Here is a 17821-nt window from a genome sequence, read left to right on the forward strand (position 1 = left end):
GCGTATACCCTATATACTATACACTGTCTGGATACCCCGGTGTGATAAGGATGCTTGATGTGCAAGATGCAAAAATGGCTGTTGACCCTGGTGGCCTGTGTTTTCTGCAATCCGCTTGTTGCACAAATCAGCCTGAGTGTGGAGATACGCGGAGTCGAGGCCGACTTTGAAAACAATGTCCGTCTCTATCTGAGCCTTGAGCAGCAAAAAAACAGTCCCCTGCTGACAGAAGGCCGCCTCAAGCGCCTGCATGACAAGGCTACAGAAGAAATCGCCAATGCGTTAAAACCCTATGGTTACTACCGACCAGAAATCAACGGCGAGCTGAACCAGCCAGGCCCCGGTCAGTGGCAGGCCATCTATACGATAGACAAGGGCCCCGCCTTGCCAGTGGTGGAATTTGAACTGATACTCGGCGAGGAGTTGAAGCAGGATCCGGCATTTTCAGACCTGGCGGCCAATTTGCCATTACAACAGGGCGGTGTATTCAACCATCTTGAGTATGAGTCGATCAAGAATAACCTGGCTGAACTGGCCGCCACGCGGGGTTATTTTGAGGCGCGCTTTGTTAAACACCGGGTAGAGATCGATCTGGACAGCTATGAGGCGCGTGTTCGCCTGCATTACGAGGGCGGCCCACGTTATAATTTTGGCGAGGTTTCACTGCAGCAGGATGTGATCGACCCGGCATTGCTGCAACGTTATATCCCGTTCAAACAGGGCGAACCCTATAACCTCAATCAGGTTATCGAACTGCAATATGCGCTCAACGACAGCGATTACTTCTCCCGTGTCGAGGTCTCCCCCGGCCAGCCACAGGCGGCATCACAAGAAGTCCCCGTCAATGTCAGGCTGACCCCACGCAAGCCGCACCGTTATACGCTGGGGCTGGGTTACGGGACGGATACCGGCGCTCGCGCAAAATTTGGTTGGGAGATGCCGCGCCTGAACCGATCGGGCCATCGCATCAGCACCGATGCCCGGGTATCGGAGATTGGGTACAGCCTCGGCGTTCGTTACCGGGTGCCGGTACTCGATCCGCGTACCGATCAGATCATTTACAGCGCCGGGGTGGTTAACGAGGAAACCGACACCAGCGAAAGTACATTGCGTACTGTTGGCGTCAGCCTGAATCGCGGACGGGGTCAGTGGCGTGAATCCATCGGACTGCACTATCAACAGGAAGACTTTGTCGTCGCCGAGGATCAGGGTGATTCAACCCTGCTCATCCCCAGTGTCGACTGGAGTCGTACCTGGGGTCGTGGGTTCGTGCATGTGCTGGATGGTGTGCGTTTTGATATCGGTTTGCGCGGCGCCAGTGAGCAACTGGTTTCCGATACCGACTTTTATCAGGTTCAGGGTGGACTGAAGGGCATCATCTCGCTGGGTGCCAATAACCGGTTTATCGCCCGCGGCCGGTTCGGCAGTACGGTGACCGATGAGTTTAACCAACTGCCGTCGTCGGTACGCTTTTTTGCCGGTGGCGCACAAAGCGTGCGTGGTTATGCCTATGAATCCCTGGGACCGGTGGATGACAGTGGCCGGGTGGTCGGTGGCAAGCACCTGATGACCGGCAGTATCGAGTTCGAGCACAGTCTCGGCGGCAAGTGGGGCGTGGCCGTGTTCTATGACGCCGGCAACGCTATCGACGATTTCGATGAGAAACTCGAACGCGGCGCCGGCCTGGGACTACGCTGGAAGTCGCCCATCGGTCCGGTGCGCATCGATTTTGCTTCGGCGATCACGCGACCGGGCGATCCCTGGCGAATACATATCAACATAGGTCCGGATCTGTGATGCGCCAGGAGCTGAAAAAAAACCTGCTCGCCATGCTCCTGCTGCTGTTATTGCTTGCGGGCAGCGGCTTATTCTGGCTAGTTGCGACCGAAAGCGGTTTGCGCTGGGCCTATCAACAGAGCAGCGACTTCATTCCCGGCGAATTACGCATCGGCAAACTCGAAGGGCGGCTGTTCGGTCGCATCACCGCCACCGATCTGGTTTATCAGCATGCGGATACCCGGGTTGTCCTTGAACAGGCAAGGCTGAAGTGGCGGCCCTTTGAGTTACTGACGGGCAGTCTGGTTGTCAGCCAACTGCATGTCCAGTCCGTGTCTGTCACACTGCCCGCCGCACAACAAAGCACGGCGGAGCAGGAAGTTGAGCTGCCGGACATTCGTTTGCCGGTGGCGGTGGCACTCGAGGATATCCGGGTCGATAACATCCGGATCACGCGGGATGAGCAGCAAGTTGTCCTGCAACAGCTCACGCTTGATGCCAGAAGCCAGGGCAATAGCATTCTTATCGACCGGTTCGATGTGGCTGCGAAGGCGTTTGATGTGCATATCGACGGGACGTTGAAACCGGTCGGTAATTATCAGCACAAGCTGAATATGCAATGGCAACTTCGTTTGCCGCAGCAACCGAAATTGAGCGGCCAGGGTCAGAGCCGGGGCAATCTGGACAGGCTTACATTACAACAGACGATCAGCGGCCCGCTGCAGATGACGCTCAACGGCGAGGCCCGCGATCTGTTAAACGCGTTACGCTGGCAGGCGAACGTGAATGTCAGCGAGTTCAATACGGCACAACTCAACACGGATTGGCCCGCGATTACCGGCAGTTTGCAGTTACAGGGCAAAGGCGATCGACAGACGGCTTCACTCAGCGGGCGGATGGATGGTGAATATCCAGGGCAGGGTCCCTTTTCGGGGAACGTAAAACTACAACTGGCACAGAATGGATCACTTGTTCTCGAACAGCTGCGTCTGCAAGCGCCAGCCACGGAAACCGTGCTCAATGCCGAAGGTAACTGGACGCCCGGCGATGGCGGTATTCAAAGCGGCGAACTGGCCTTGCAACTGGATTGGGAAAACCTGCGCTGGCCGCTGAGTGGTGATGCCTGGATAGACAGTGCCAGTGGCGAAGGCCGCATCGACGGCAAACCGGATCAGTATCGGATCGCCCTCAGCGCGGATCATCCGCTGCCGCAGACGCCCCCCTCGACCTGGCAGGTCAATGCCATCGGCGATGCCGATGGGCTTGATTTCGACACGTTGCGGATCGTGGCGCTGGATGGTGAAACCACCCTGACAGGCCGGCTCGACTGGTCACCGCGACTCGCCTGGGATGTGCGGGTCACAGGCAACAATCTCAATCCTGCCGTGCAGTGGCCACAATGGCCCGGTCGGTTAAATGCTGGTCTCACTTCGACGGGGCAGGTACAGGCGGGTCAGGTCATAGCACAGGCCGACATAACCCGACTCAGTGGCGAGTTACGCGGTCAGCCGGTGAATCTGCGCAGCCGACTGGCCTGGGAGGCGGGCCAGATACAGGTAAAACAGTTTGACCTCGAATCGGGATCGGCCACGGTGAATGCGCAGGGCCAGCTGGGTAAACACATGAGTCTTGACTGGTCCGTTGATGCCGACGATCTGGCCATGCTTTATCCGCGGGCCGGTGGCCAGCTGCAGGCCACGGGCAAGCTCGGTGGCACGCAGGGCGAGCCGATCATCCAGGCGACGTTTAACGGCAAGGCGATGAGTCTGCCGGAATATCACATTGGCAACATCAGCGGTAATCTGGATGTGGATCTGTTTCGCTGGCAACAGGTCAATATCGATCTTGTCGTCGAGGCGCTTGACGTACATAACCAGAAGATTGACCGGCTAGAAATCAAGGCCGATCCGGCACAGTTACAGCTGGTTGCCATGGATGACGGGAACACGGCACGCGTGGAACTCAAAGGAGCGGCCAGTGCGGAGGGTTGGCGCGGGCGGATCGAGGCGATTGATCTTCTGAGCACGGAATTTGACAACTGGCATCTGCAACAGCCGGTCGCCCTGAACCTGATAAGAAATAACTTTGAACTTGCTCCTTTCTGTGTACAGTCTGGCGACGCCAGTGTTTGCGGCGAGGTACAACAAACCGGGGAGCGCTGGCGCTCACAGCTCGAGCTGGTTAACTTTCCGTTACAGGTATTCTCACCCTGGTTACCGTCTGATCTGATCATTGAAGGTGTCGCTAATGCCACAGCCGCCTGGCAGCTGAATGCCCCGAAGCAACTGACCGGCCGGGCTCGCATCGAGTTACCGGCAGGCAGTGTCACCTATCCCGTCCTCGAAGGAGAAGTGGAACGCTGGGAGTATCGCACGGGCAGTCTCGATCTGAGTGTGGACGAGAAGGGAATACGGGCGACATCAAACCTGGCCATGGGTAACGGCGATCAATTTCAGGCGAGACTGGTCTTGCCCGATGCGCAATTGCTGAACCTCGTGCGTGATACCCAGCCCATGCAGGGCAGCGCCAGTGTGACGATTAACCAGCTCGGTATTATCGAAGCGCTGTTACCCGATGTACAGGATCTCGACGGTAAGCTGGCGATGAAGCTTGATGTTGGCGGAACGCTGGCCAACCCGCGCTACAGCGGCAAGGCGAATCTTGATCAGGGCCGGCTGCGCATCCCCCGCCTCGGGTTGCAACTGGAACAAGTTCGCATGAATGCGCATAGCGATGTGCTGAACAAATTGAATTACGAATTGATAGCCCACTCCGGTGATGGCGATTTGCGATTACAGGGTGAAACCAGACTGGACAACCAGGCCGGCTGGCCAACGACGATCACTATAAAAGGTGAAAACGTCGAGGTGGCGCGCATCCCCGAAGCCCGGGTTAATATTACCCCCGATCTGCAACTCAAGCTGCAGGGGCGCAATATTAATATCAGTGGCGAAGTCCACGTGCCCTTTGCGCGCCTGCAGCCCAAAGATGTTACCACCGCGGCACGGGTCTCGGAGGACGTGGTGATCGTCGGCGGCGAGGAGCATGTCGAAGAGCCATGGCAAATCACCACCCGGGTGCGAGTAACGCTGGGGGATCGGGTGAGCCTGTACGGCTTCGGCTTCGACGGACGGCTGGGCGGCGATCTGCTGTTGACGGACAGTCCCGGCGAACTGACCACCGCGATCGGCGAGATCAACGTGGTCGAAGGTCGCTATACCGCCTACGGCCAGCGTCTCACGGTGGAACACGGTCGCCTGCTGTATACGGGTGGCCCGGTCAGCAACCCCGGCCTGGATCTGCGCGCGATACGCCAGGTGAATAACGTCACCGCCGGAATCCGCGTGCGCGGCAGCCTCAATCAACCGGAAGTGGAACTATTCTCCATCCCGGCCATGGGCCAGACCGATGCACTGGCCTACCTGATGCTGGGCCGCCCGCTGGAAACAGCGTCCGGCGAGGAAGGCAGCATGATGGCCAAAGCGGCACTGGCCTTGAGCCTGAGCGGCGGCGACAGTCTGGCACGGCAGATCGGCGATCGTTTCGGGCTGGATGAAATGCGCGTCGAAGCCAGTGACACCGGCGAACAGGCTTCGCTGGTCATGGGCCGCTACCTGGCACCCAGACTCTATGTTAGCTACGGCGTGGGGATTGTCGAGTCCTTCAACACGCTGAGCGTGCGATATCAGTTATCCGACCGCTGGTATATCAAGGGCGAAAGCGGCGAGCACCAGAGCGCCGATATTCTGTTTACCATCGATCGCTGAGGCGATTGCATGACAGGTGCTGCAAGGTGATCAGAAATTATCCTGCTCCACTTCCTGGAATACAAAATTGATCACCCGTCCTATCTCGTTAAAGTTGTTCCAGTCCTGGTATTCAGCAAGATCGTCAATCACTTTGTCCTTCATCTCGTAGCTTTGCAGTCCCTGGTTGAAGTAGTGGGTGACTGACGCATTCAGCGCTTCAAGAAAAAGAAGAGATGATTCGGGGACTTCCCGACCGCCACTGCGACCGTGACCGGGGATATAAACAGCAATATCCTCATCCAGCATGGCTTTGATCGCGGCAATAGAACCCTTGAAACTCGCATCTTGCGGGACGTCAGAGTTTGGAACGCGCCGGGAAGAGACGATGTCACCAAAAAACAGCCCCTTGTCATTAACAACTTCTATCATAAGATCATGGTCGGTATGCGCGTGGCCGGTATGATGGATTTTCAGTGTAATGCCATCCAGGCTCAGAACCTCTCCGCCGGAGAGGCCGATATTCGGCCCAATTACCCGGGTGCCTTCAACCGCGCCTTCGGTCATGCCCATAAACAGCTGAACCCAGGTCCCACCTTCACCGGCTTCAACGCGTTCGAGCATCCGCGTATGCGCATAAATCGGAACTTCAGGATAGGTTTCCCGGATGCCCTGATTCCCCAGCCAGTGATCGCCATGGACATGGGTATTGAACACGGCGATAACAGGTTTATCAGTGATCTTGCGAAGCTTTGTCAGCAGTTGCCGGCCGATTTCAGCGCTGCTTCCTGGATCAACAATGATGATTCCACCGTGAGTCAAAATCGCCGAAGGGTTATTCATAAAACCGCGGGTTTGCGGGTTGGGGAGTGACTGGGTGCCATGAACAACATGAATATGCTGGCTTACCTGTTCGAGCGTATGTTGCTCAAAATCAAGCGGAAGCTGTGGTTCATGGGCAAATATTGTCATCGGCATGAAAACAAGTGCAAAAACAAGATATTTAATGGGCTTCATTGTGCACTTCCTGTGTGAGAATGAGATTTGGACAGAACGGTTTTTCTAATTCCGGGCGTTGCAGCCTTAGGCAATCTTTATAGCACATCGGCACGACTTTACTACTTTTTTATCGAAGCAGTACTAGCCGCGACCAAAGAAAAATGAGCAGTTAAAGGGGATTTACAGGGCGGGTCTTACTGGCTTGCATGCTGATTGAAGAGCCTGCAATGCACGGTAATAATTTACAAGAATTCCTGGGGTCAAAGAATTCCTAGGGTCAGGTCTTGCCTTTTGCCCTTACGTATTTAGATATGCGAGTGTATCGCAGCTAGAAAAGCAAAACTTGACCCGGATCTCCATAAGTTACCGTTTTGTCACCAACATCATTTACGGAATAAATCCGGGTCCTGACCTGGATTTAGCGGGACTGGTTTAAATTTCAGACGGCCCCTGCAGAACGGGACTGTGTGCGTTGCAGCTCGACAAGATGCGGCAGCAGTTCGGAATTTTTCTGGATGTGGAAGATAAAGCGTGGCACCTCCTGTTCGGTACTCTGGGCCATGAACGGCTCTCCCCAGAAACTGAGCAGCGCCTCGGTCCCGCCGCTTGCCTGACTGTCGGCCAGAATAAATGAAGTCGTCTTGCTCAAGTGGCACCAGCGCGGCTCCTTGACCTTGAACTGGCCGGAACATTCGGCGATTCGGGGCTGCAGAGTCTGCCACAAATCTTTCTGTGACGCGTCGAGCACAAACTGGATGGATGTTACCAGTGGATTATCGATAGCCGGTTTGAGTAATGCATCGAACAGGGACTGCGGGAGATACATGGACAGGCAGACATTAAACCAGATCGTCTCCCCGCTCATATCCCGGACAAAATGTTCATTTACCGTCCGCAAATGGCGCGGGCCGACGAGCACCACGTCGGGCATACTGAGTGAGGTCTGGATACGCTCTACCGCCTGTGCGGTGGACTCGACCTGCTCGGCGGTCAGTTCATTATTGCGGGTATGGCGCATGAAGTTGATAAACAGTAAACCCAGAAGGGCCAGAAGTATCGGCAGGATTACCTCCTCATCCACTACATGCAGAAGATGCAGAACGATAGCGATAACCGCTGCCACGATTCCCGCAATAGCATCCCATTCATACCCGAGAAATTGCTTCAGTTTCATTGCCATAGTGTGCGGCTGCTGGTTGGTATGCTGATTAAAGAGCCTGTTGTGTACGGTAATAATTCATAATGACATTATAACCAATAGTTTTTCTGGCCAAGGCCTGTTTATCAGGGTACTGCGCGTTCACATTGGCGGCAAGCTCTGAACGACTCCGCCCCGGCGATTTTGACATGCACGCATGCTGTTCAGAAACTGTGCGGGGCTTTCTGGCGCCGGTCTCAAGTCTCTGCTGTGCGGCGGCTCAGCCAGAACAGACCAATAAAGAGCAGCAGCCAGACAGCCGTACGCAATGTCATGGCGCGAAGGCTGTCAATCGCCACGGCACCGCCCGAGTTGTAAAGCATCCAGATGGCGGCAAGGACAAGCAGGTTCAGCACAAAGACAGCTGCAGCCCCGTTTCGCCCAGAATGAACATTACGCCACGCGACAATCCCCACGCCGATGTAAATAAATCCCATTACCGTGTTGTAGACGAGCAAGGGCAGAAAGACCACATACCCCGGATCGGAGCCGGTCAGGACACGACTGCCCGCAAAAACCGTTACCACACCAAAAAGCACCGCGATAAGGGCCAGGCTTTTTCGTATTAGATGGAGATAGAATGGATGATTCAATTTTCTGTCCAAATCAGTATCAGGCTTTATCCGGCCTGAAGTCGTTCATAGCGGGATAGCAAAAGGCAAGACCTGCCTCCGTGGAACCGGTGCAGCGTTTTGCCCACTCATTTTTATGCGCCCTTCACTTTTTCATTAAATATTCGGCCACGGCTTGATAGGCGGGCAACGAGGTCGGGTCAATCTGTGCGTTTGTGGCCGCGGGAAAAGACGCGAAACGCACAATGACCATGTCGGCGGTCGGGTCCACGTAGACAGTTTGTCCATGAACGCCTCGTGCGGCGTAGGCGCCATGTTTGTTATGGAGTATCCACCACATACTATGGTAACTGCCACCTGTTAGGGTTTTGTAACCCGCCTTGTCAAAGACTTTCTTGTCTCCACCGGCCCGGATGTTCTCCACAACCTGTTGCGGGAACAGCCGTTGGCTATTTATCTCTCCACCGTTGAGCATTAGCAGGCCAATGCGCCCCAGGTCTCGCAGGCCGGCACTGAGCCCTCCGCCCGCAAAAGGTGTTCCCCTGGCATCCACGGTCATATATCCATCCTGTTCCGCGCCCATTCTGCGCCAGATGCGCTGCGACAATAGGTGCGCAAGGTCCTTGCCGGTGACCCGCGAGATAATCCAGCCAAGTGCGTCCGTGTTGATTGTCCTGTAGCCGAAAGCCTCGCCATGAACGCCGTCCTGTTTGACGGTTTGCAGGTACTCAAAATAGCCATTTGGGCCTTCATAACCCTCTGGTTTTGGTAACGGGCTCGCCGCCTTTGAATAAACCCAGATATCCGCCTTGGGATCGGCGTAATCCTCACTGTAGTCAAGGGCGGTAGTCATATCCATCACCTGGCGTACGCTGGCGCTGCCAAACGCACTGTCCTTGAGTTCCGGGATGATTGAGGAGACCCTGGCTGTGTCATCGAGCCGCCCCTCCACCACCAGTATCTCGGCCAGAAGTCCCGTAAGGGACTTGGTCATCGACATAGCGGTATGCTTGCCCATCTCGTCGAGACAGCCGAAGTACTTCTCATAAACGACCCTGCCTTTGTGAAGAATGAGAATGCCATCGGTATAATTCGCCGAGAGAGATTCCTTCCACGTCATGGTTTTTCCGCTACCCATGGGCGAGAAAGTCACAGCGTCAATATCGTCATCGATCGTGCGCTCCAGCGGGACCGGTGGGTTGATACCTCTACTCACTTGCTTGGTGGGCATCAGTTCCCGAATGTGGCATACCGTCCATCGCAATTTCGGGAAGCTGAAAAAATCAGATTCCGGCTGCATGATCAACTTCTCAGGCGGCGGCGGAAAACCGATCATCCAGCCCATGCGCCCGGGGTCGGATTTCTCGGCGCCCGGGTAGGAACCGGATTGCGCGCCGGTTTGGGAAAAAAAGCTTGAGAGGGCCAGGATGGCTACGAGCAGTGCGAGTGAATTACGGGGCGAGCGCTTCATGATGCTTCTCTCCATGAATAGCCGAGAACAGCCGGATCAGACCAGTGCAACAGGTTGAATATAGATAATTTTTCTGCGAATTTCCCGAGAAAGTGAGCATGAAAATGATTATAGCGTTAAAACCCCGTATGTAAGCATAACAAGGTGGCAGACGTGGGCAGAGAGTCTGTCATCTGCTTAATGCGCGGATTCCGGCCTCTTGCAGCTGGAAAATGAAAGGTTTCAAAGAGTTGTGTTGGTTCGACCCGGTGATTGGCGTAAGAGCGCAAAAGCGCTAATCACTGTCAATAACCTGATGGAACGCGCCATTTGAGTGCAGATACGTCGCGCCGCAGAACTCACAACACGGATCAAAGGGTCAGGGATCAAAGGGTCAGAATACTTGAACTTTATTAAGCTGCTATGCCCTCGACGATCAGATGCCTGACGTCGGTATGCTGGCTTGCGTGCTCGAAGGTTATCGCGCAAACGTTGCCGTTTTTGTCAACACCAAGAATGGTGTTCTCGTCCAGGTCCCTGGATTCAGCGATATCCGTCTTGCGGAATTCAATGTATAGCGTATCTGTGTCTTCGAAATAGCTGACTTTCATGGCCGAATTCTTATGTAAAAGAGTGCATGTGAAGAAAGCGTCTCCCGATATGCAGGTAAAAATAACTGTTATTATGCATACATCAGTCTGCCTCGAGGCTCTGGTATTGGGCGGCCCAATTCTCGTGCTGTTTCGATCCACTGCTCAATGACGCTTTGCGCGTTAGAGACAGCTTGTTCATACGTTTCGCCGTCCGCTATGCAGCCGGGAAGCTCTGGTACTTCTACGATAAAGCTCTGATCCTCTTCGCTCCAGTAGATGACAAGTTCATATTTAATCAACATTCTGTAATCCTAGCAGGCAAATGATCTGTTTGCATCCGCATGGGGCCGGTTTGGAGTACAGGTTGCCTTGGAAAAGGTTAATAATCAGAGGCTTGTGATTCCGGGTCTCGGCCAGCTTCTGATGGACTGGAAGCCCGGTGTGACGGGTTGTCGTCGAGAGGGCTAATGCTGCAGGTCATGCTGGCGCTAGCCTGCGTGACACCCTGCCGATAGCAGAATGTCAGGTAGCGCTGCGCGCAACCGGACCTACGCCTCTATACCCTTTATTACGAACAGTTATTTAGTCTTCGAGAGCAGCGTCTGTCGGCACACCGATCAGATCGTGCTCGGTGGCGGCGACGATCTTCACCTCCATGAACTGCCCCGGCTGTACCTCGTCTTCGACCTGGTCCAGGATCACGGCACCGTCGATCTCGGGGGCGTCGGCACTGGAGCGGCCGAGCAGGAGGTTCTCCTCGCTGAAGCCGTCGACGATGACCTGCATCGTCTGGCCGATCTTCTTTTGTAATTTTTCTGCGCTGATCTCGCTTTGTAACTGCATGAAGCGTTCGAGCCGTTCCTGGCGGACTTCCTCAGGGACGGGGTCGGGCAGTTCGTTGGCGCTGGCGCCTTCCACCGGCGAGTAGGCGAAGGCACCGACCCGATCCAGTTGCGCCTCGTTTAAAAATTCCAGCAGTTCTTCGAATTCCTGTTCGGTCTCGCCGGGGAAGCCGACGATGAAGGTGGAGCGTAGAGTGATGTCCGGGCAGATCGCGCGCCACTCTTCGATGCGGCGCAGGGTTTTTTCGATGTTGCCTGGGCGTTTCATTAGCTTGAGGATACGCGGCGCGGCGTGCTGAAACGGCACATCCAGATAGGGCAGGATCAACCCCTCGGCCATCAGCGGGATGACCTCGTCTACGTGCGGATAGGGATAGACATAATGCAGTCGCACCCAGGCGCCATATTCGCGCGCCAGCTTGCCCAGCGCGGCGGCCAGTTCGGTCATGCGGGTTTTCAGCGGGCGTCCGCCCCAGAACTCGGTGCGGTATTTGACATCCACGCCGTAGGCGCTGGTGTCCTGCGAAATGACCAGTAACTCTTTGACGCCGCTTTTGAACAGGTTCTCCGCCTCCTGCATCACCTCGCCGATCGGCCGGCTGACCAGATCGCCGCGCATGGAAGGGATAATGCAGAAACTGCAGCGATGATTGCAGCCCTCGGAGATCTTCAAATAGGCGTAATGCTTCGGCGTCAGCTTGAGGCCCTCGGCCGGAATCAGATCGGTATAGGGATCGTGCGGTTTGGGTAGATGCTGATGGACGTGCTGCATCACTTCCTGCAGGGCGTGCGGGCCGGTCACCGCCAGCACCTGCGGGTGGGTCTGCTGCACGATGTCGCCCTTGGCGCCCAGGCAGCCGGTGACGATCACCCTGCCGTTTTCATCCAGCGCCTCGCCGATCGCCTCCAGCGATTCTTCCACCGCAGTGTCGATAAAGCCGCAGGTGTTGACCAGTACCAGCTGGGCGTCGTCATAGTCGGAGACGATGTCATAGCCCTCGGCGCGCAGCCGGGTGAGGATCTGTTCCGAGTCCACCAGCGCCTTGGGGCAGCCGAGGCTGATAAAACCGACTCTGGGTGCGGGGTTTGACATAGGGGTATTCGGGTTGTGGTTGCGAGGGGCGGGAGTATATCACTTATCAACACAGGGCCGAGGGACGAGTTACGAGGGACGAGGAAAATCTTGAACCACGAAGGCTCGAAGACACGAACGGGGAATAATTCTGCCCTGGTCGTCATTCCGGCGCAGAGCCTGCCCCGGCATGCTCTAAGCCGGGGCCGGAATCCATGCCGGACACCGCGTTGCTATGTCCGGCCTACCCCTGTCTGCGCAGAATACAATGAATTAATCTTTTTAACCTTCGTGTCTTTGTGTCTTCGTGGTTCAGTTTTTTTACTCGTTACTCGTTACTCGTTACTCGTCCCTCGGCCCTCTTGCTTGCGACCAGCAAGCAAGTGGATTGGCCACTGGATCGGTTTGGGTTGTGAGGGATCGGGCCAGTGTTCGGCGAGTCGTTGTTCGAGTGCGGGTAACGGGTTGTGATTGTAATCGGCGAGGTAGCGCTGGGTGGCGGACCAGGTGGCGAGGTAGCCGATGACTTCGGGCAGGGTCCATTGCGCCTGGATGTGAAAGGCCGGGGTGTCGAGTTGGGCGAAGGGGAAGGGCAGGTCGGCGTAGCTCCGCTCGATCCAGTGGCGCTCTTCGGGCCAGTAGCCTTTGAGTGTATGGGCATAATAGTCGTTAATCAGCGCATCGATCGCCGGGGCGATGGAAAACAGGCCGTAGCCCCAGATCGCCAGTACGCCACCGGGTTTGAGCAGGCGCACGGCTTCGGCATTGAAGCGGGCGTGATCGAACCAGTGTACCGCCTGGGCCACGCTGATCAGATCAAAGGTCTCATCAGGAAACGGCAGTTGCTCGGCGGTACTGCAAAGATACTCGAGGGTGTGTTGCTTTTGCGCGTTGCGCAGTTGCGCCAGACTCGGTTCGCAACCGATGACCTTCGCAAAGTGTTCGCCCAGGGCGACGGCGGCCTGGCCGTTGCCGGTGGCCACATCCAGCGCCCGTTCATACTGTGGACACAGCGAGACCAGATAATCAAATAGCTCGGGCGGATAGTGAGGCCGGTAGCGGGTGTAGTCCGTGGCCTGTTTGGAGAAGTGATCGGCGAAGGCCATGCTCAGGCCGTGTGCCGGACCTGTTTGATCGCGGTCAGGCGCGCTTTGTGCATTGCCTCGGCGATCTCCTGGCCCTGCAGGCCCTGTTCGACGAACGGTCTGGCCTCGATGGCGCTCGCGGCGGCGAAGGCCTCGCGCATGATACGCGGCTGATCGAAGCTGCGATCCTCGTAACCGGGACGCCCGCGCGAGTCGGCCTCGCAGGCCAGCAGGAACTGTTCATAGCGTTCGGGCCGGCGAAAGGCATCCAGTGCTTCGAGGGTTTTTAATAACGTCGTGTCCTTGAGCTCGCCGGCGCGGTGGTAGTGCAGATGATAGCGGGTCACCATGATCGCCAGCTCGCGAAACTCGTTGGGGATTTTATAGCGATCGCACAGCGCCTCGACCAGCGGCACGCCACGTTCTTCGTGATCGATGTGCGCGGGCAGCTCTTCGGCCGGCGTGGTGCCCTTGCCCAGATCGTGGACCAGCGCGGCGAAACGCACGGCCGGATCCTTTGATAATTTTACCGCCTGCTGTAGCACCAGCATGGTGTGCACGCCGGTGTCGATCTCCGGGTGATGCTGTTCCGGTTGCGGCATGCCGTAGAGGCGATCGACTTCGGGAAACAGTCTGGCCAGCGCGCCGCATTCGCGCAGCACTTCAAAAAAGACTTCGGGGCGGTCTTCCTGCAGGGCGCGCAGGGTTTCCTGCCAGACCCGCTCGGGGACCAGCGCGTCGACCTCGCCATTGTCGACCATCTGCCGCATCAGTTCGCGGGTGTCGTCGGCGACCCGAAAACCGAATTCGGCAAACCGGGCGGCGAAGCGCGCCACCCGCAGGATACGCACCGGGTCCTCGACAAAGGCCGAGGAGACATGGCGCAGCAGGCGATCCTTGAGGTCCTGCTGGCCGCCGAAAGGATCGATGATCTCGCCCGTATCGGTTTCGGCCATGGCATTGATGGTCAGATCGCGGCGGGCCAGATCGGCTTCGAGAGTGACATCGGGGGCGGCGTGAAAGGTGAAGCCGGTATAGCCGGGGCCGGTCTTGCGCTCGGTGCGGGCCAGGGCATGCTCTTCCCGGGTCTCGGGATGTAAAAAGACGGGAAAGTCCTTGCCCACCGGGCGATAGCCGGCTTCGAGCATCTCCTCTGGCGTGCTGCCGACCACCACCCAGTCGTGGTCCTTGACCGGCAGGCCGAGCAGTTTGTCGCGGACGCAGCCGCCTACCTGATAACGTTTCATGGCTCTGATAATAATCGTTTGGCGCCCCGAATTCGAACCGGCGCGAGATGCAGGCATAAAAAAACCCGCCGGTGAGGGGGCGGGTTTTTTAATCCGGAGGCCAGGATCGGCTTACTTGATCTTGGCTTCCTTGTAGGCCACATGCTTGCGGACCACTGGATCGTATTTTTTCACTTCCATTTTTTCCGGCATGTTGCGCTTGTTTTTGGTCGTGGTGTAGAAGTGACCGGTGCCGGCACTGGAGACGAGTTTGATTTTGTCACGCATGATAAAACTCCTTACACCTTTTCGCCGCGGCGGCGCAGGTCCTCGAGGACGACCTCGATACCTTTTTTATCGATAATGCGCATGCCCTTGCTGCTGACACGCAGTTTCACCCAGCGGCTCTGCGACTCGACCCAGAAGCGGTGGGTATGCAGGTTGGGCAGAAAACGGCGACGGGTCTTGTTATGGGCGTGGGAAACGTTGTTCCCGCTCATCGGACGTTTGCCAGTCACTTGACAGACTCTGGCCATGGTTATTTCTCCAAAAATCAGCTGCACAATGCGTCAAAGAGCGCGAATTTTACGGATTTCCCGCCAGCCTTACAAGCCCAATTCCTCCTAAAGTGCCGTATCGCGCGGATTTCAAGCAGGCTGTTGGCCGTGCCGGTTCTCCTCGTCACTCGTCCCTCGGCCCTGTTTTTTATAGCCAGCCCCGCTCCGAAAAGGCCACGCACTCCCCGTCGCCGACCACGATATGGTCCAGCACCCGCACTTCCACCAGCTCCAGCGCCTCTACCAGCCGCCGGGTCAGGTGGCGGTCGGCCTGGCTGGGTTCGGCGATGCCGGAGGGATGGTTATGGGCGAAAATCAGCGCGGCGGCGTTGTGGGCCAGGGTCTTTTTGACCACCTCGCGCGGGTGCACGCTGGCGCCGTTGAGGGTGCCGCGAAACAGCTCCTCGTAGCGGATCACCCGGTGCTGGCTGTCGAGGAACAGGCAGGCGAAGACCTCGTGGGGCAGATCCCGCAGCCGGCTTTGCAAATAGCGCTTGGTATCCTCGGGGCTGTGCAGGCCGCTGTCGCGTTCCAGCGTTTCGCCCAGGTGACGCTGGGCCAGGGCCATGACCGCCTGCAATTGCACGTACTTGGCCTGGCCGAGGCCGGCCACGGCACAGAACTCCGCCTCGCCGGCGGTGAGCAGTCCGCGCAGACCGCCGAAGCGCTGCAGTACCTCGCGGGCCAGATCCACGGCGGACTTGCCGCGGGTGCCGGTACGCAGAAAAATCGCCAGCAGCTCGGCGTCGGAGAGGGCCTCGGAACCCCGGGCCAGAAGTTTTTCCCGCGGGCGCTCCGCCTGCGGCCAGTCGGTGATGGACATACGACCTCCTTGTCGTTTTCAGCAGATTGGGTAAACCGGCCAGCATTTCCAGCCGGCCAGACAGTGCTGTTCAATTATAGTCAGAAACAGGGCCGAGTGACGAGGGACGAGTTACGAGGAAAACCAGAACCAGGGAGCGGGTAGTCCCGATACGGCGCAGCGGTATCGGGCATATTTCGGGTTGCCGGACACCGCGTTGCTATGTCCGGCCTACCCCTGCTTGCTTACTGGTCGCAAGCAAGAGGACCGAGGGACGAGTTACGAGTGACGAGGAACAACAACCAACCCCCTTAATTGGTCATTCCTTGCAGAGTAAGACGACGAACCGGGTTCGAGATTTCAGGCCAATCCGGCATGTATTCCGGTCCCGGTTTGGAGCCTGCTCGGGGCAGGCTCTGCGTCGGAATGACGAGCAAAGACAGTCGTTTTCTTCCCTTCGTGTCTTTGTGCCTTCGTGGTTCAAGATTTTCCTCGTCACTCGTAACTCGTCCCTCGGCCCTGCCTTTCGGAGTAAACTCCGAAGGGCCCGGAATCTCTGATACACTTTATATATGACGCAACTGGCCAACAAACATATCCTGCTCGGCGTGACCGGCAGCATCGCCGCCTACAAGGCGGCGGATCTGGTGCGCCGGCTGCGCGAGGCGGGGGCCGAGGTGCGGGTGGTGATGACCGACGGCGCCTGCGAGTTTGTCACGCCCATGACCTTCCAGGCGGTCTCCGGTCAGCCAGTGCATCGTCACCTGCTGGATGCCGACGCCGAGGCGGCGATGGGCCATATCGAGCTGGCACGCTGGGCCGATGCCATTGTCGTTGCGCCGGCCAGCGCCGATTTTCTGGCCCGCCTGGTCCAGGGCCGGGCCGACGATCTGCTCTCCACGGTCTGCCTGGCCTCGGAAGTCCCGCTGGCGGTGGCCCCGGCGATGAACGCCCATATGTGGGCCAATCCGGCGACGGTCGACAATATCCGTACCCTGCAAAAGCGCGGGGTGCTGCTGATCGGCCCGGAGGAGGGCGAGCAGGCCTGCGGTGATGTGGGTGCCGGGCGGATGAGCGAGCCGGCAACGATCGTGATGCAGGTGCAAGAACTGTTCAGTACCGGCAGCCTGACCGGCAAGACGGTGCTGATCACCGCCGGGCCAACCCGCGAGGCGATTGATCCGGTGCGCTATTTATCCAACCACAGCTCCGGCAAGATGGGGTTTGCCCTGGCCGAGGCGGCGGCGGAAGCCGGCGCCCGGGTGATCCTGGTGAGTGGGCCGGTGAGCCTGGCCACGCCCGCGCATGTGGAGCGCATTGATGTGGTCAGTGCCGGGCAGATGCACGAGTCGGTGATGGCGCGTGCCGAGCAGGCGGATATCTTTATTGCCACGGCCGCCGTGGCCGATTACCGGCCTGTCCAGATCCTGGAACAAAAAATCAAAAAAGATCCGGTGTCACTGTCGCTGGAACTGGAGAAAACCCCGGATATTCTTGCGGGCGTCAAGCAGCGGCACCCGCGGCTGTTCTGTGTCGGCTTTGCCGCCGAGACAACGGATCTGGCCCGCTATGCCCGCGCCAAGTTGCAGGAAAAACGGCTGGAGATGGTGGTGGCCAACCCGGTGGGGCCGGCCGCAGTCGAGACCGCGGGGAACCTTTGGCAGCGACACCAATGTATTGCAGATATTCTGGCCGGGTGGCGAGACCGAGCTGCCGCTGGCCGGCAAGGCGCAGCTGGCGCGCCAGCTGATTCCGCTGCTTGTCAGTCGCTATGAAACGGGAACCCGGACTGCCGCAAGTGGCGCCAACGTTGTAGAATTGAAAAAAAGCTGATTTCGGCCGCGACCGTCGGTCCGTATAAAATAACAATAGAACAATAACGTTTTTCCCAACACAGGCGCTT

The 17821-nt window shown here is 57.4% G+C and carries 14 protein-coding genes and 1 pseudogene; 3 read left to right on the top strand and 12 right to left on the bottom strand.

Annotated elements, in window-relative coordinates:
• Positions 1 to 57 precede the first annotated feature (57 nt).
• Positions 58 to 1797: an autotransporter assembly complex family protein gene (locus U5K34_RS12420; protein WP_322568715.1), complete on the top strand. Its 1740-nt coding sequence runs from the start codon at positions 58 to 60 to the stop codon at positions 1795 to 1797.
• Positions 1797 to 5543 (top strand): translocation/assembly module TamB domain-containing protein, encoded by a 3747-nt coding sequence (locus U5K34_RS12425; RefSeq protein WP_322568716.1) that lies wholly within the window; start codon positions 1797 to 1799, stop codon positions 5541 to 5543. The genes U5K34_RS12420 and U5K34_RS12425 overlap by 1 nt, the downstream gene beginning before the upstream one ends.
• A 30-nt stretch (positions 5544 to 5573) precedes the next feature.
• Here the strand turns inward: U5K34_RS12425 and U5K34_RS12430 are convergent, their stop codons facing one another.
• The 12 genes from U5K34_RS12430 to radC form a co-directional block, all read right to left on the bottom strand.
• Positions 5574 to 6539 carry an MBL fold metallo-hydrolase gene (locus U5K34_RS12430; protein WP_322568717.1) on the bottom strand — a complete coding sequence of 322 codons (966 nt, stop codon included), beginning with the start codon at positions 6537 to 6539 and terminating at the stop codon, positions 5574 to 5576.
• Positions 6540 to 6960: 421 nt separating this feature from the next.
• Positions 6961 to 7701 (bottom strand): hypothetical protein, encoded by a 741-nt coding sequence (locus tag U5K34_RS12435; RefSeq protein ID WP_322568718.1) that lies wholly within the window; start codon positions 7699 to 7701, stop codon positions 6961 to 6963.
• 215 nt (positions 7702 to 7916) lie between these two features.
• On the bottom strand, positions 7917 to 8324 hold the full coding sequence (locus tag U5K34_RS12440) for a hypothetical protein (protein WP_322568719.1): 408 nt from the start codon (positions 8322 to 8324) through the stop codon (positions 7917 to 7919).
• A 112-nt stretch (positions 8325 to 8436) separates the two neighbouring features.
• Positions 8437 to 9762 (bottom strand): serine hydrolase, encoded by a 1326-nt coding sequence (locus tag U5K34_RS12445; protein ID WP_322568720.1) that lies wholly within the window; start codon positions 9760 to 9762, stop codon positions 8437 to 8439.
• A 392-nt stretch (positions 9763 to 10154) separates the two neighbouring features.
• Positions 10155 to 10352: a DUF2283 domain-containing protein gene (locus U5K34_RS12450; RefSeq protein WP_322568721.1), complete on the bottom strand. Its 198-nt coding sequence runs from the start codon at positions 10350 to 10352 to the stop codon at positions 10155 to 10157.
• 71 nt (positions 10353 to 10423) lie between these two features.
• Positions 10424 to 10636: a type II toxin-antitoxin system HicB family antitoxin gene (locus tag U5K34_RS12455; RefSeq protein WP_322568722.1), complete on the bottom strand. Its 213-nt coding sequence runs from the start codon at positions 10634 to 10636 to the stop codon at positions 10424 to 10426.
• A 280-nt stretch (positions 10637 to 10916) separates the two neighbouring features.
• The gene (gene rimO / locus U5K34_RS12460; protein ID WP_322568723.1) at positions 10917 to 12269 is read right to left on the bottom strand and encodes a 30S ribosomal protein S12 methylthiotransferase RimO; all 1353 of its coding nucleotides are present in this window, start codon (positions 12267 to 12269) and stop codon (positions 10917 to 10919) included.
• Between the two features lie 314 nt (positions 12270 to 12583).
• Positions 12584 to 13354: a class I SAM-dependent methyltransferase gene (locus tag U5K34_RS12465; protein WP_322568724.1), complete on the bottom strand. Its 771-nt coding sequence runs from the start codon at positions 13352 to 13354 to the stop codon at positions 12584 to 12586.
• Between the two features lie 2 nt (positions 13355 to 13356).
• Positions 13357 to 14580 carry a multifunctional CCA addition/repair protein gene (locus U5K34_RS12470; protein WP_322568725.1) on the bottom strand — a complete coding sequence of 408 codons (1224 nt, stop codon included), beginning with the start codon at positions 14578 to 14580 and terminating at the stop codon, positions 13357 to 13359.
• 111 nt (positions 14581 to 14691) lie between these two features.
• Positions 14692 to 14847, bottom strand: a complete 156-nt coding sequence (gene rpmG, locus U5K34_RS12475) for a 50S ribosomal protein L33 (RefSeq protein ID WP_134080758.1) — start codon at positions 14845 to 14847, stop codon at positions 14692 to 14694.
• 11 nt (positions 14848 to 14858) lie between these two features.
• Positions 14859 to 15095, bottom strand: a complete 237-nt coding sequence (gene rpmB, locus U5K34_RS12480) for a 50S ribosomal protein L28 (protein WP_322568726.1) — start codon at positions 15093 to 15095, stop codon at positions 14859 to 14861.
• Between the two features lie 169 nt (positions 15096 to 15264).
• On the bottom strand, positions 15265 to 15939 hold the full coding sequence (radC, locus tag U5K34_RS12485; protein WP_322568727.1) for a RadC family protein: 675 nt from the start codon (positions 15937 to 15939) through the stop codon (positions 15265 to 15267).
• Positions 15940 to 16490: 551 nt separating this feature from the next.
• Between radC and coaBC the strand changes: the two are divergent.
• A pseudogene (coaBC, locus tag U5K34_RS12490) lies at positions 16491 to 17751 on the top strand (bifunctional phosphopantothenoylcysteine decarboxylase/phosphopantothenate--cysteine ligase CoaBC).
• Positions 17752 to 17821 lie beyond the last annotated feature (70 nt).

Origin of the sequence: Thiohalophilus sp. (genome assembly GCF_034521165.1) — a bacterium.
Lineage (GTDB): Bacteria > Pseudomonadota > Gammaproteobacteria > UBA6429 > Thiohalophilaceae > Thiohalophilus.

Bases quoted from the DNA above. Each gene is read 5' to 3' on its own strand.
- rimO (WP_322568723.1), bottom strand. From the start codon at position 12,269: ATGTCAAACCCCGCACCCAGAGTCGGTTTTATCAGCCTCGGCTGCCCC.
- U5K34_RS12455 (WP_322568722.1), bottom strand. From the start codon at position 10,636: ATGTTGATTAAATATGAACTTGTCATCTACTGGAGCGAAGAGGATCAG.
- U5K34_RS12430 (WP_322568717.1), bottom strand. From the start codon at position 6,539: ATGAAGCCCATTAAATATCTTGTTTTTGCACTTGTTTTCATGCCGATG.
- rpmG (WP_134080758.1), bottom strand. From the start codon at position 14,847: ATGCGTGACAAAATCAAACTCGTCTCCAGTGCCGGCACCGGTCACTTC.
- U5K34_RS12425 (WP_322568716.1), top strand. From the start codon at position 1,797: ATGCGCCAGGAGCTGAAAAAAAACCTGCTCGCCATGCTCCTGCTGCTG.
- rpmB (WP_322568726.1), bottom strand. From the start codon at position 15,095: ATGGCCAGAGTCTGTCAAGTGACTGGCAAACGTCCGATGAGCGGGAAC.
- U5K34_RS12435 (WP_322568718.1), bottom strand. From the start codon at position 7,701: ATGGCAATGAAACTGAAGCAATTTCTCGGGTATGAATGGGATGCTATT.
- U5K34_RS12445 (WP_322568720.1), bottom strand. From the start codon at position 9,762: ATGAAGCGCTCGCCCCGTAATTCACTCGCACTGCTCGTAGCCATCCTG.
- U5K34_RS12465 (WP_322568724.1), bottom strand. From the start codon at position 13,354: ATGGCCTTCGCCGATCACTTCTCCAAACAGGCCACGGACTACACCCGC.
- U5K34_RS12450 (WP_322568721.1), bottom strand. From the start codon at position 10,352: ATGAAAGTCAGCTATTTCGAAGACACAGATACGCTATACATTGAATTC.
- radC (WP_322568727.1), bottom strand. From the start codon at position 15,939: ATGTCCATCACCGACTGGCCGCAGGCGGAGCGCCCGCGGGAAAAACTT.
- U5K34_RS12420 (WP_322568715.1), top strand. From the start codon at position 58: ATGTGCAAGATGCAAAAATGGCTGTTGACCCTGGTGGCCTGTGTTTTC.
- U5K34_RS12470 (WP_322568725.1), bottom strand. From the start codon at position 14,580: ATGAAACGTTATCAGGTAGGCGGCTGCGTCCGCGACAAACTGCTCGGC.